The sequence below is a fragment of the Amycolatopsis sp. WQ 127309 genome, assembly GCF_023023025.1.
In the GTDB taxonomy this organism is placed as follows: Bacteria; Actinomycetota; Actinomycetes; order Mycobacteriales; family Pseudonocardiaceae; genus Amycolatopsis.
This window is the reverse complement of record NZ_CP095481.1, coordinates 10,817,292-10,830,197: the sequence shown is the minus strand read 5'-3', so window position 1 is coordinate 10,830,197 and position 12,906 is coordinate 10,817,292. Positions and strand designations below refer to the sequence as shown.

Here is a 12,906-nt window from a genome sequence, read left to right as displayed (position 1 = left end):
TCTGACATCAGCCGTGCAGTCCGCACTCGGTCTTGCTCTGCCCGGCCCACCGGCCGCTGCGGGCGTCCTGGCCCGGCTCGACCCTGGCCGTGCAGGGCGCGCAGCCGATCGAGAGGTAGCCGATCGAGACCAGCGGGTTCTCGAGGATCCCGTGCTCGGCGATGTAGCCGTTGAACTCGTCGTCGGTCCACGCCGCGATCGGGTTGATCTTCACCAGGCCGTTGCGGTCGTCCCAGGTGACGATCGGGGTGTTCGCGCGGGTCGGCGCGTCGACCCGGCGGACGCCGGTGATCCACGCCGAGTAGCCACCGAGGGTCTTGCGCAGCGGCACGACCTTGCGCAGGTTGCAGCACTGCGTCGGGTCGCGGTCGTGCAGCTTCTCACCGTACTCGGCGTCCTGCTCGGCGACGCTCTGCTCGGCCTGCGCGTTGACGATCCTGACGTTCGGGTAGACGGCCTGCACCGCGTCGCGGGTGCCGATCGTCTCGGCGAAGTGGTACCCGGTCTCCAGGAACAGAACGTCCACATCGGACTTCGCCTTCGTGGCGAGGTCGATCAGCACGGCGTCCTGCATGTTGGACGCGACGATGAAGTCGTCGCCGAACGTGTCGACGGTCCAGCGGATCGCCTCGTCCGCGGTCGCGTCCGCGAGTTCCTTCGAAGCGCGTTCGGCGAGGGTCTTGTGGTCGGCTGTGGCGGTCATCGGGACACCTCCGGGAGGGACAGTCCGAGGAACTTCACCGAGAAGACCCGGCGACAAGCGGAACACAGCCAGCCGCCGTTCTCTTCCGGGCGCAGGTCCTCGTCGCCGCAGTACGGGCAGTAGTACGGCGCCGCGCGTTCGGTGCTCGTCACTGCAGGACGCTCTCTTCGGCGCGCGCCGCCCACTGCGGGAACCGCTCACCGGGCTCGCGCCCGGCGACGTAGGCGCGCACGACGCGTTCGACGTACCCGGTCAGCTCCGCCGCGGTCACCTTGTGCCCGCGCAGCTTCCGGCCGAACCCGGCGTCGAGGCCGAGGCCGCCGCCGAGGTGCACCTGGAAGCCCTCGACCTGGTTGCCGTCGGCGTCGGTGACGATCTGGCCCTTGAGGCCGATGTCCGCGGTCTGGATCCGCGCGCAGGAGTTGGGGCAGCCGTTGAGGTGCACGCTGACCGGGGTGTCCAGCTCGGCCTGGATGTCCGCGAGGGACTTCTCCAGGTCCGTGACCAGCTGCTGCGCGCGGGCCTTCGTCTCGACGATCGCGAGTTTGCAGAACTCCAGCCCGGTGCAGGCCATCACCCCGCGCCGCCACGGCGACGGGTTGCTGTCGAGACCCAGCTCCACCAGCGCCGCCTGCAGCGCCGGCACCTGCGCCTCGGGGACGTCGAGCACGACGAGCTTCTGCTGCGGGGTGAGCCGGACCCGGTTCGACCCGGCCCGCTCGGCGGCCGCGGCGACGGCGACGAGCGTGTCACCGGAGACGCGCCCGGCGATCGGCGCCGCGCCGACGTAGAACTTGCCGTCGACCTGCGGGTGCACCCCGACGTGGTCGATCGGGGCCGCGGGCGTCTCGGGCGCCGGGCCGTCGATCAGCTCACGCTTGAGGTACTCGTCCTGCAGCACCTGGCGGAACTTCCCGGCGCCCCAGTCCTTGACCAGGAACTTGATCCGGGCGCGGGCGCGCAGCCGCCGGTAGCCGTAGTCGCGGAACAGCGAGATGACGCCTTCCCAGACGTCCGGGATCTCGTCGCGCGGCACCCAGGCGCCGAGGCGCTGCCCGATCATCGGGTTCGTGGACAGGCCGCCGCCGACCCAGAGGTCGAAGCCGGGACCGTGCTCGGGGTGGTTGACGCCGACGAACGCGATGTCGTGGATCTCGTGCGCGACGTCGGACTGGCCGGAGATGGCGGTCTTGAACTTGCGCGGCAGGTTCGAGTAGGCCGGGTCGCCGATGTAGCGGCGCTTGATCTCGTCGATCGCCGGCGTGCCGTCGATGACCTCGTCCGCCGCGATGCCCGCGACGGGGGAGCCGAGGATGACGCGCGGGCTGTCGCCGCAGGCCTCCATCGTGGTCATGCCGGACTTCTCGAGCTTGTCCCAGATCGTCGGCACGTCTTCGATCCGGATCCAGTGGTACTGGATGTTCTGCCGGTCGGTGATGTCGGCGGTGCCGCGCGCGTGGGTCTGGGAGATCTCGCCGAGCACGGCGAGCTGCTCGGTGCTCAGCGCGCCGCCGTCGAGCCGGACGCGCAGCATGAAGTAGCGGTCGTCCAGCTCCTCCGGCTCCAGCGTCGCGGTGCGGCCGCCGTCGATGCCGGGCTTGCGCTGGGTGTAGAGGCCGAACCAGCGGAACCGGCCGCGCAGGTCGCCGGGGTCGATGGCGTCGAACCCGCGGTGGGCGTAGATGTTCTCGATCCGCGCGCGCACGTTGAGCGGGTTGTCGTCCTTCTTGGACCGCTCGTTCGGGTTCAGCGGCTCCCGGTAACCGAGCGCCCACTGCCCTTCGCCGCGCTTCTGCTTGACGCGCGCGGGGCGGGCGGGGGTATCACGCGTTGGCGAGGCCATGGGGGCGTCCTCCGAGAGGCTTTTCGTGGCACCGGGGGACGCGAAAACACCTTCCCTCCGGCGCCGCTGTCCAGATTTCGTGGCAGTGGTGGCGACGCAGTCAGCGAACGGGCACGCAGAGGGCACTGGCGACCCGCAGGAGGTCGACGTGGCGGCGCGCCACGAGGAGAACACCGGCAGAAGTCACCCGCTCAGCGTGCCACGCGTCCACAATGTGGTCCAGGCCTGTCCGGATGGTGGGAGAAGGGTCACTAACCAGCGAGAACGCGCCGCCCGGCGGACCCTCGACCTGCGCCTCGGACGCGCCAGGCCCGCCGCGGCCGGTGTCAACCGCTCGACGGCCGGGTCGGTGGGGGCCGGACAGCGCAGTGGCTCTCGTCCGGCCCGGCGTGGGTGAACGGCGTTGACCCGAACGGGCCCTCGGCGGGGGCCAGGCCGCGGCGGGGTGGACAATCGGAGGGTGCCTGACCTGCGTCCCGACCCCGCCACACCGATCGACCCGGCCTTGCCGGAAAGCGCGCTGAAGGGTCTCGGCAGCAGAGCGTTCGGCGTCTACGTGCACGTCCCGTTCTGCGCGACCCGCTGCGGCTACTGCGACTTCAACACCTACACCGCGGGCGAGCTGGACTCCGGCTCGTCACCGCAGTCGTGGCTGGAAGGGCTGCGCCGGGAGCTGGAGCTGGCCGCCAAGGTGCTGGTCGTGCCGCCCGCCGCGGAGACGGTCTTCGTCGGGGGCGGCACGCCGTCGCTGCTCGGCGCCGACGGCCTGCGGTCGGTGCTCGACGCCGTCCGCGACGTCTTCGGCCTCGCGCCCGGCGCCGAGGTCACCACCGAGTCCAACCCGGAGTCGACGTCGCCCGAGTTCTTCGCCGGGATCCGCGAGGCCGGCTACACGCGGGTGTCCCTGGGCATGCAGTCCGCGGCGCGGCACGTGCTCAAGATCCTCGACCGCGTGCACACGCCCGGCCGGCCGGGGAAGGCCGCCGCGGAAGCGCGCGCGGCCGGGTTCGAGCACGTGAACCTGGACGTGATCTACGGCACGCCGGGCGAGCGCCGCGAAGACCTGCAGGCGACGCTGGAGGCCGTGCTGGCCGCCGGGGTCGACCACGTCTCGGCGTACGCGCTGATCGTCGAGGAGGGCACGGCGCTGGCCCGCCGCGTCCGCCGCGGCGAGCTGCCCGCGCCGGACGACGACGTGCTGGCCGCGGACTACGAGATGATCGACGCGACCCTGTCGGCGGCCGGCCTGAGCTGGTACGAGGTGTCGAACTGGGCGGCCACCGACGCCGCCCGCTGCCGCCACAACCTCGCCTACTGGCGCGGTGACGACTGGTGGGGCGCCGGGCCGGGCGCGCACAGCCACGTCGGCGGGGTGCGCTGGTGGAACGTCAAGCACCCGGCGCGCTACACGTCGCTGCTCGCCGCCGGCGACTCGCCCGCGGGCGGGCGCGAGGTGCTCACCGACGACGACCAGCACCTCGAACGGATCATGCTCGAACTGCGCGTCGCCGAAGGACTGCCGCTGGACGTGCTGGACGAGCCGGGCCTGGCGCAGGCCCGGGCGGCGGCGGCCGAAGGGCTGCTCGATCCGTCCGCATTGGACTCCCGCGGCCGCGCGGTGCTGACCGACCGCGGCCGCCTGCTGGCCGACGGTGTCGTCCGCCGGCTCGCGGGCTGAGGTCCCCTTGCCCGGCCGGTGGCGGATCGTGGAAGCGGGAGCCCGGGGAAGCGACGCGATCGGTGTCCGGCCCCGCCGGAGCGTGGCCGAGTTACTCGACGGTGCGGCCCGTCAGCGGTACTGAGCACCACTCGCGAACCGGCTGATAGCAGCTCGGTGGGAGCGAGCCGCTTGATCGTCTCGGGCATAAATCTCCGGTGCACGTCGTTACTTGCATCAAGCAACGACGTTCGAGGAGGGCCCATGGCGCGCGCGATCAGGTTCGGCGAGTACGGCGAAGCGGACGTCCTGCGGGTGGAAGACGTCCCGCGGCCCGCGCCCGGACCGGGCCAGGTGCTCGTCGAGGTGCGTGCTGCCGGGATCAACCCCGGGGAGAGCTCGATCAGACGCGGGCTGCTGCACGACCGCTGGCCGGCGACCTTCCCTTCGGGCCAGGGCAGCGACTTCGCGGGCGTGGTCGCCGAACTCGGCGAAGGCGTCGAGGAGATCGAGGTCGGCGACGAGGTCATCGGCTTCGTCGAGACCCGGTCCAGCCAGGCGGAGTTCGTCGTGGCGCCGGCGGAGAACCTGACGCCGCGCCCCGACGGCGTGTCCTGGGAAGCGGCCGGTTCGCTGTTCGTCGCCGGTGCCACCGCGTACGCCGCGGTGCGCGCGGTGTACCCGCGTGAAGGCGAGACGGTCGTCGTCTCGGGGGCCGCGGGCGGGGTCGGCTCGCTGGCCGTGCAGCTCGCGAAGCTGTCCGGGGCCACGGTGATCGGCCTCGCGAGCGAGGCGAACCACGCGTGGCTGCGCAAGCTCGACGTCGTCCCGGTCGCCTACGGCGAGGGCGTCGAAGACCGGATCAAGGCCGTGGCGCCGAACGGCGTCCAGGCGTTCGTCGACACCTACGGCTCCGGCTACGTGGACCTCGCGCTGCGCCTCGGCGTCTACGCGGGCCGGATCGACACGATCATCGACTTCGCCGCGGCCGAGAAGTACAACGTGAAGGCCGAGGGCAGCGCCGCTGCGTCGTCTGCGGACGTCCTGCGCGAGCTGGCGACGCTGATCGCCAAGGGCCTGCTGGAGGTGCCGATCGCGAGCGTGTACCCGCTCGACGAGGTGCAGCACGCCTACCTCGAGCTGGAGCAGCGCCACACGCGCGGCAAGATCGTCCTGGTCCCCTGACGCTCACGTGTTCCTGGCCGCGACCACCTTCACGCCGGCCAGGAACACGTCGAGCGCGAACTCGAGCCGCTCGGCCGCGGTCTCCTCGGTGAAGAACTCGCCCATGAGCAGCATGTTCGGGAACGCGTCGGCGGGCAGCGACCGCATGTAGGCCAGCATCTGCTTCCCGCGCTCGGAGACGTCGTCGGCGTCGATCTCGCCCCACGTCCAGCCGCTCGCTTCGTAGGCGTACGCCTTGGCGTAGAGCGAAAGCGCGTCGCCCGCGAAGCTCGCCTGCTTGAGGTCGAGCCCGCCCGCGCGCAGCAGCGCGAGCATCGCCTCGCCCTGGTGCAGTGAGCTGGGATTGACGGGCACGGCGATGTTCCACGCCACCCGCGCGATGCCCGGGTGCGCGACCATCGCCCGGATCTGCGCCTCGACCAGCTCTTTCACCTGCTCGTCCCAGCGGGCCGGGTCGGGCTCCGGCAGCGGCAGGTCGCCCAGGACGGCGTCGAGCATCAGCTCCGCCAGCTCGTCCTTGTTCGACACGTGCGCGTAGAGCGACGCGGGTCCCGTCTCCAGCTCCTGCGCGACCCGGCGCATCGTCACCGCGTCGAAGCCCTCCTTCGCCAGGACCTCCAGCGCCGTCTTGACGACGAGCTCCTGCGAGAGCGCGGGTTTCGCGGCGCGGCGGCGCGGGGCGCGGCGCCACGGCGGCGGGGGAACGGTCAACGAGCACCTCCTGGGGGTTCACGAACGTAACGAACACTGTACTTGACGCGAACGGCGTTCGTATGTAGAACGGTGTTCGTAACACGAACAGCGTTCGCAAAGGGGATCTCTCATGACCACGACCACCGCCGAAGCCGACGTCCGCGCCGTGCTCGACCGGCTCACGCAGGCCTGGAACGACGGCGACGCCGCCGCGTACGGCCGGCTCTTCACCGAAGACGCGGACTACATCACCTTCTTCGGGCTGAACATGCCCGGCCGGGCCGCGATCGAGAGCGGGCACCGCGCGCTCTTCGAAGGGCCGTTGAAGGGCTCGAAGCTGACCGGGAACCTCGGCGCCGAGACCAAGGTGCGGTTCATTCGCCCGGACGTCGCCATCGCCGTGGTGGGCGGCGGCTCCTCGCTCGGCGGCGGCGAGACCGCCGACGCCGGCCGTGAATCCACCGTCGGTTTCGCGCTGGTCGAGGAGGACGGCGAATGGCTGATCACGGCGTTCCAGAACACCCGCGTCTCGGATCCGCGCGGGTGAAAACGCTTGCGGAGGCGGCCGGGGTGGTTCCGCGGCCGCCGGACGAGGTGTTCGAGCGGCTGCGCGGGTGGCTGACCGCGGGCGGTCACCCGATGCGCGTGGACTTCGACGCGGACCGCGGTTTCGTCGCCGTGCAGGGCGGCTGGTGGTACCGCGGCGAGTACCGCGTGACCGCCGATCCGGCCGGCAGCCGGGTCGAGCACCGGGTGGTCAACGCGGCCGAGTGGGGCCGGTGGGGCGTGCCGCTGGCCAATCGGTTCTTCCTGGGGTACCGCGAAAAGGTGGCTGCCGGATTCGTCGGGTTGCTGCGGGAGCTGGGCGGACCGGAGTAGCCGGGGGCGCGATCCGGCGCGTAGGGTGACTTAGGTAAGCCTTAGTACCTGAGCGAGGAGTTGGCCGATGGCCGAAGCACCCCGGCGGTCCGGACGGCCCGCGGTGAAGCTGCGCGTGCTGCGCACCGAGCGGCTCACCCCGCACATGATCCGGATCGTCGCGGGCGGGGACGGCATCGCCGGCTTCGCGCCCAACGCCTTCACGGACGCCTACGTGAAGGTCCTGTTCAAGGTGCCCGGCGTCGTGTACCCGGAGCCGTTCGACGTCCAGGAGATCCGGGCCACGCTCCCGCGCGAGCAGTGGCCGCGGATGCGGTCCTACACGGTCCGGGCGTTCGACCCGCAGGCCGGCGAGCTGGTCTTCGACTTCGTGCACCACGGTGACGAAGGCATCGCCGGCCCGTGGGCGGCCTCGGCGCAGCCCGGCGACGAGCTGCTGCTGTCCGGCCCGGGTGGCGCGTACGCGCCGGGCGCCGACGCCGGCTGGCACCTGCTGGCCGGCGACGAGAGCGCGCTGCCGGCCATCGCGGCGTCGCTCGAGGCGCTCCCGGCCGGCGTCCCGGCGCACGCCGTGATCCTGGTCGAGGACGCGAGCGAAGAGCAGGCGCTGGTCACGAAGGCGGACGCGCAGATCACCTGGCTGCACCGCGCGTCGGGCGGCGACGTCGCCGCGGCGGTGAAGGCGCTGCCGTGGCGTGAGGGCGTCGTGCAGGCGTTCGTGCACGGTGAGGCGGGCTTCGTCCGCGACCTGCGCCGGTACCTGCTCGACGAGCGGGGCGTGCGGCGCGAGCTGCTGTCGATCTCCGGCTACTGGCGCGTCGGCAAGGACGACGAAGCCTGGCGTGAAGAGAAAGCGGCCGAGCGCGCGCGGGAGAAGTAACCTCGCTGCATGGGTGAGCTGAAGGTAGACGTCGACCCGGCCGAGGCCGGGTTCGACGCGGCGCGGCTGAAGCGGATCGACGACCACTTCGCCCGGTATGTCGACAATGGACGGTTGCCCGGCTGGCTCGCGGTGGTGAGCAGGCACGGCAAGGTCGTGCACGTCGGCAGCGGCGGCCATCGCGACGTCGAGGCCGGGCTGCCGGTCGAGCCGGACACGCTCTGGCGGATCTTCTCGATGACCAAGCCGATCACGTCGGTCGCCGCGATGATCCTCGCCGAAGAGGGTCTCCTGGAGCTGGACGACCCGATCTCGCGGTGGCTGCCGGAGTTCGCGTCGCCGCGGGTGTTCGTCAAGGGATCGGCGCTGAAGCCGCTGACCGAGCCCGCCACGGCCCCGATCCGGGTGTGGCACCTGCTGACGCACACGGCGGGCCTGACGTACGGCTTCCACCACGGCCACCCGGTGGACGCGATCTACCGCGCGGCCGGCTTCGAGTGGGGCACCCCGCCGGGTCTGGACCTGGCCGCGTGTTCCGAGCAGTGGGCGAAGCTGCCGCTGCTGTTCCAGCCGGGCGCGGAGTGGAACTACTCGATCGCGACGGACGTCCTCGGCCGCGTCGTCGAGGTGGTGTCCGGCCAGTCGCTGGACGAGTTCTTCGCCTCCCGCATCTTCGGCCCGCTGGGCATGACGGACACGGGTTTCTTCACCACCGACACCGACCGCCTGGCGGCGATGTACCTACCGGACCCGTCTTCTGGCGGGATCTTGAGGAACGACGCGTTCGGAGCACTGGGCACGTCCCGCCCCACGTGCCTCTCGGGCGGCGGCGGTCTGGTGTCGTCGGCGTCGGACTACTGGCGTTTCTCCGAAATGCTGCTGCGTGGCGGAGTTCTCGACGACGTCCGGTTGCTGTCCCCGCGGACGGTGTCGTTGATGTCGAGCAACCACCTGCCGGGCCACGTGGACCTGGAGGCGTACGGCCGGCCGCTGTTCGCGGAGATGCCGTTCGACGGCCACGGTTTCGGCCTCGGGTTCTCGGTGCTGGAGGACCCGGTGAAGGCCCGGACGATCTCGTCGGCCGGCGAGTTCGCCTGGGGCGGCGCGGCTTCGACCGCGTTCTGGGTGGACCCGGCCGCGGACATCACGGTGGGCTTCTACACGCAGCTGCTGCCGTCGAGCACCTACCGGCTGCGGCCCCAGCTGCGGCAGCTGGTCTATCAAGCACTCGTGGACTGAGGTTCTTCGACGACGTCGGTGGCGATCGGGGGTGCGGCCACGTACCGCGCCACCGTTCGTCGCAGGTGGTCGGCGTGGGTGTAGATCTCTTCCACGCTCGTGATCGGGATCCGGGTTTCGGCCTTGTTCTCGTCGAAGACGCCGAGGTACTTCTTCGAGCGGTTGAACCACAGCCGCGCGATGGGCTTGCGGTTGTTGTCGTCGAGCAGCACGCCGAAGTAGGTCTTGGTGTCGCGCGCGGCGATCCTCGCGGCCGGCACCTCGCCGCAGACGATGGCGCGGACGACCCGGTAGCCCTCCAGCTCTTCTTCGGTGGTGACGAGGTCGTCGTCGCGCTCGGGGCTTTCGGCGGCCGGCGGTTCGGGCTGCTCCGGCTGCGATGCGGCGCCACCCGAGACGCTGACGTAGGCGTCGGGCCCGCCGAGGCGTTCTTCAGGCGGTCGTTGACCTGCTCGTTCAGGAACTGGCGGGTCGCCTTGCTCACCAGCGGGCCGAACTGCTCGCGCACGCGCTGGGTGAACGCCCCTTCGTAGACCCGCGTCGTCAGGAACTTCACCCACTCGTCCTCCGGCTCCTTGAACTGCGCCGCGAGGATCCGCTTCAGCTGCCCGATGTACTTCAGCTCGCCGGCCGCGCTGATGACCGAGTCGAGGTCGAAGTCCTCCTTCGTGAGCTTCGCCAGTTCGGGCAGCAGGGTCTCGTCGATGTCCGAGAAGTCCATCACCAGGAACGGCTTGGCGTCCATCCGGTTCGGCGCGTCGAGGTCGGTGTAGAACTGGTAGACCTGCCCGTTGGTCAGCACGGCGATCCGCGCGTTCGTGACGGCGAAGTAGCGGAAGAGCTGCGACGCGTGCTCGATCTTGAGCGGGTCGTTGATCTTCTTCGCCTCGACGAGGACCTGCACCTGCCCGTTGTGCACGATCGCGTAGTCGATCTTCTCGCCCCGCTTGGTGCCCACGTCGGCGGTGAACTCGGGGATCACCTCGGCCGGGTTGAACACGTCGTAGCCGAGCACGGTGCTGATGAACGGCATCACGAAGGCGTTCTTGGTCGCCTCTTCGGTCTCGATGCCGTCCTTGTGCTTGCGGATCTTCAGGGCGAGTGCTTGCGCGCGCTCCGCGATGTCCATGCCGGTGCCGATCTCTGCGGGAACTGATCAAGCGCCAGAGTCGCCGCGGCGGCCCGGTCTGTTACGGACCGGACGGCCGCGGCCCTCGTGCTCAGCCGAACGGGCCCTGGTCCGGGGCGCAGACCGTGCCCCGCGCGGGGACCGCGCCCGTCAGGAAATAGGTGTCCAGCGACTTGTCGACACACGCGCTCTTGCCGCGGGAACCGTGGCCGTACGTGTCGAGGCTCAGGAGGCGCGCGTTGGCCAGCAGCTTCTCCGTGCGCTGGGCGCCGTCGTACGGCGTTTCCAGGTCGCCCTGCTTGTTGGCCAGCAGGAGGATCGGCGCCGTCGGGCGGTTCCACGGGCCCGTGTAGCGGCCCGTGTCCGCGACGTCCCAGCTCGCGCACGGCAACGTCTTGTAGACGTCGTACGGGCCGAAGCCGCGGCCGACTCGGTCCGCTGCGCGGGCGTAGCCCGCCCAGACCGCCGGGTCACGCGGGTTTGCCGCGTCCGAGCACAGGGTTGCGCCGCCGCCCAGCATCGAATCGACGTCCGGGGGGCCGCCGGCGGACGCCGGGGCGAGCGACGACGGGTCTGCCAGCGCATTGAGGAACGCTGCCAGCTGCGGGGCCGCCTGGGCGTCCGTCAGGTAGTTGTGGATCTGGGCGATCGCGCTCTGGTACGTGACGGCGACCTGGCGACCGTTGGTGTCCGTCACCGTGATCGGGCCGGTCGCCAAGCGGTCGAGGATGGCCGGGTAGTCGAAGGTGCAGCGGGCAGCGCAGGCGTCCAAAAAGGACTGAAGCGCCCGCGGGCCGTCGACGTAGCCCGCCAGGCGGTAGCTCATCGGGCCCGCGCCGGTCGCCCAGCGCGAGGGGTCGTCGACGGCGTCCAGGGCCAGCGTGCCGACGCGGCCGGGGAACAGGTTCGCGTACGTCTCGCCGATGTATGTGCCGTACGACTTCCCGTAGTAGCGCAGCTTCGGCTCGCCGAACGCGGCGCGCAGCCGGTCCAGGTCGCGGGCGATCGTGCCGGTGGACAGGTGGTTCGCCAGCGGGCCGGCGTTCTGCTCGCACAGGTCGGTCACGGTCTGGGTGTCCGCGATCTGCTGCTGCTCGGCGGCCGGCGTCAGCGGGAACGTCCCGAGGGCGCGTTGCAGCACCTGGACCTGCGACGGATCCGTGAAGCAGTGGATCTTCGAGCTCGCCCCGACGCCACGCGGGTCGATCCCGACGATGTCGTAGCGGGTGTGCAGGAAGGGCGTCAACGCCGGGGCGAACCGGCCGGACGAGCCCGGGCCGCCGGGGTTGTAGAAGATCGTGCCCAGCTTGCGGGCCTGGTCGGTGGCGGGCAGGCGGCCGATCGCGACCGACACCGTCCCGGCGGACGGGTCCTGATAGGACAGTGGGACGTCGAGGCGGCCGCAGTCGTACCCGCCCGGCGAGCCGGTGGGGCAGGTTTCCCAGACGATTCCGGCGGGGCTCGCCACTGCCACTGCCGCGGGCGCGCTCAACGCCACCACGCCCACCGCCGCCCCCAGAGCCAGCGCAGCACGGAGTTTCGGAGATTTCATGGGCCCGATCGTCCCGCCGCCGGGACCGGGGGCGCGCTGGTGCGCACCCCCGGAACCGGGGTAGGGCGAGCCCTACGCACGCCGAAAGCCGTGAAGGCCTCCCTCGCGGCCATAAGAGCCGGGAAGGAGGCCTTCACGGCCTTTCAGGCGGTCAGCTTCGGGATGATCTGTGTGCCGTATGACGCGAGCGTCGCTTCGCGGTCGTCGTGCATCAGGTACAGCGAGAACTGGTCGACGCCCAGCTCGGCCAGCTCCTGCAGGCGGGAGACGTGCGCCGATGCCGGGCCCAGCAGGCAGAAGCGGTCGACGATCTCGTCCGGGACGAACTCCGTCGACGGGTTGCCCGCCTTGCCGTGGTGGCTGTAGTCGTACCCCTCCCGCTCGCGGATGTAGTCGGTCAGCTCCTTCGGCACCGCACCCGACGAGCCGTAGCGCGCGACCAGGTCGGCGACGTGGTTGCCGACCATCCCGCCGAACCAGCGCAGCTGCTCGCGCTGGTGCGCCAGGTCGTCGCCGACGTACGCCGGGGCCGCGACGCAGATCGTGATGCCGCCCGGGTCGCGCCCGGCCGCGCGCGCCGCGTCCCGCACCGCGCCGATCGTCCAGCGCGCGATCGCCGGGTCCGCGCACTGCAGGATGAAGCCGTCGGCGTGCTCGCCGACCGTCTTCAGCGCCTTCGGCCCGTACCCCGCCATCCACATCTCCAGCCGGCCGTTGCGGATCCACGGGATCTGCACGGTCGTGTCGTTCAGCTCGACCGCCCGCCCCTCGGCGAGCTCCTTGACCACGTGCATGCAGTCGCGCACGGTGGCCAAAGTGGACGGTGGCTTCCCGACGACCCGGTGCGCGGAGTCGCCGCGGCCGATGCCGCAGACCGTCCGGTTGCCGTACATGTCGTTGAGCGTGGCGAACGTCGACGCCATCACCGACCAGTCGCGCGTGCCCGGGCTGGTCACCATCGGCCCGACCACCAGCGACGACGTCGCGGCCAGGATCGCCGAGTAGATGACGAACGGCTCCTGCCACAGCACGCAGGAGTCGAACGTCCAGCCGTAGTGGAATCCGGCGTCCTCGGCGTCCTTCATCAGCCGCACGACGTCCCGCGCGGGCGGGTCCGTCTGCAGCACGATCCCGAAGTCCATGGGC

At 71.1% G+C, this 12,906-nt stretch carries 14 protein-coding genes; 6 read left to right on the top strand and 8 right to left on the bottom strand.

What is annotated here, in order from left to right; genetic code table 11:
* Positions 1 to 7 precede the first annotated feature (7 nt).
* The 4 genes from MUY22_RS48080 to MUY22_RS49910 all read right to left on the bottom strand — a co-directional run bounded on the left by MUY22_RS48080 (position 8) and on the right by MUY22_RS49910 (position 2,733).
* Entirely contained in the window at positions 8 to 703 is a 696-nt protein-coding gene (locus MUY22_RS48080; RefSeq protein ID WP_247055119.1) for a phosphoadenylyl-sulfate reductase, read from the bottom strand.
* The gene (locus MUY22_RS48075; protein ID WP_247055118.1) at positions 700 to 855 is read right to left on the bottom strand and encodes an Insertion element protein; all 156 of its coding nucleotides are present in this window, start codon (positions 853 to 855) and stop codon (positions 700 to 702) included. Before MUY22_RS48075 ends, MUY22_RS48080 begins: the two co-directional genes overlap by 4 nt.
* Positions 852 to 2,546 (bottom strand): nitrite/sulfite reductase, encoded by a 1,695-nt coding sequence (locus MUY22_RS48070; protein WP_247055117.1) that lies wholly within the window; start codon positions 2,544 to 2,546, stop codon positions 852 to 854. The genes MUY22_RS48075 and MUY22_RS48070 overlap by 4 nt, the downstream gene beginning before the upstream one ends.
* Positions 2,547 to 2,646: 100 nt before the next feature.
* The gene (locus MUY22_RS49910; RefSeq protein WP_371827718.1) at positions 2,647 to 2,733 is read right to left on the bottom strand and encodes a putative leader peptide; all 87 of its coding nucleotides are present in this window, start codon (positions 2,731 to 2,733) and stop codon (positions 2,647 to 2,649) included.
* Between the two features lie 258 nt (positions 2,734 to 2,991).
* Here MUY22_RS49910 and hemW point away from each other — a divergent pair, with 258 nt between their 5' ends.
* Both hemW and MUY22_RS48060 read left to right on the top strand, forming a co-directional pair.
* Positions 2,992 to 4,224: a radical SAM family heme chaperone HemW gene (gene hemW / locus MUY22_RS48065; RefSeq protein WP_371827561.1), complete on the top strand. Its 1,233-nt coding sequence runs from the start codon at positions 2,992 to 2,994 to the stop codon at positions 4,222 to 4,224.
* 243 nt (positions 4,225 to 4,467) lie between these two features.
* Positions 4,468 to 5,388, top strand: a complete 921-nt coding sequence (locus tag MUY22_RS48060; RefSeq protein WP_247055115.1) for an NADP-dependent oxidoreductase — start codon at positions 4,468 to 4,470, stop codon at positions 5,386 to 5,388.
* Between the two features lie 3 nt (positions 5,389 to 5,391).
* Here the strand turns inward: MUY22_RS48060 and MUY22_RS48055 are convergent, their stop codons facing one another.
* A complete protein-coding gene (locus MUY22_RS48055; protein ID WP_247055114.1) occupies positions 5,392 to 6,099 on the bottom strand; it encodes a TetR/AcrR family transcriptional regulator in 708 nt (235 codons plus the stop codon).
* A gap of 112 nt (positions 6,100 to 6,211) precedes the next feature.
* Here MUY22_RS48055 and MUY22_RS48050 point away from each other — a divergent pair, with 112 nt between their 5' ends.
* From MUY22_RS48050 to MUY22_RS48035, 4 genes are all read left to right on the top strand, one after another.
* Positions 6,212 to 6,628 carry an SgcJ/EcaC family oxidoreductase gene (locus MUY22_RS48050; RefSeq protein WP_247055113.1) on the top strand — a complete coding sequence of 139 codons (417 nt, stop codon included), beginning with the start codon at positions 6,212 to 6,214 and terminating at the stop codon, positions 6,626 to 6,628.
* The gene (locus MUY22_RS48045) at positions 6,625 to 6,960 is read left to right on the top strand and encodes a hypothetical protein (RefSeq protein WP_247055112.1); all 336 of its coding nucleotides are present in this window, start codon (positions 6,625 to 6,627) and stop codon (positions 6,958 to 6,960) included. The genes MUY22_RS48050 and MUY22_RS48045 overlap by 4 nt, the downstream gene beginning before the upstream one ends.
* A gap of 67 nt (positions 6,961 to 7,027) precedes the next feature.
* The gene (locus tag MUY22_RS48040; protein WP_247055111.1) at positions 7,028 to 7,840 is read left to right on the top strand and encodes a siderophore-interacting protein; all 813 of its coding nucleotides are present in this window, start codon (positions 7,028 to 7,030) and stop codon (positions 7,838 to 7,840) included.
* Between the two features lie 9 nt (positions 7,841 to 7,849).
* Positions 7,850 to 9,079 (top strand): serine hydrolase, encoded by a 1,230-nt coding sequence (locus MUY22_RS48035; RefSeq protein WP_247055110.1) that lies wholly within the window; start codon positions 7,850 to 7,852, stop codon positions 9,077 to 9,079.
* Here MUY22_RS48035 and MUY22_RS48030 read toward each other — a convergent pair.
* From MUY22_RS48030 to MUY22_RS48020, 3 genes are all read right to left on the bottom strand, one after another.
* The gene (locus MUY22_RS48030; RefSeq protein ID WP_247055108.1) at positions 8,985 to 10,208 is read right to left on the bottom strand and encodes a type I restriction endonuclease; all 1,224 of its coding nucleotides are present in this window, start codon (positions 10,206 to 10,208) and stop codon (positions 8,985 to 8,987) included. The genes MUY22_RS48035 and MUY22_RS48030 overlap by 95 nt on opposite strands.
* 91 nt (positions 10,209 to 10,299) lie before the next feature.
* Positions 10,300 to 11,760, bottom strand: a complete 1,461-nt coding sequence (locus tag MUY22_RS48025; protein ID WP_247055106.1) for an alpha/beta hydrolase — start codon at positions 11,758 to 11,760, stop codon at positions 10,300 to 10,302.
* A 143-nt stretch (positions 11,761 to 11,903) separates the two neighbouring features.
* A complete protein-coding gene (locus MUY22_RS48020; protein WP_247055104.1) occupies positions 11,904 to 12,902 on the bottom strand; it encodes a TIGR03842 family LLM class F420-dependent oxidoreductase in 999 nt (332 codons plus the stop codon).
* Positions 12,903 to 12,906 lie beyond the last annotated feature (4 nt).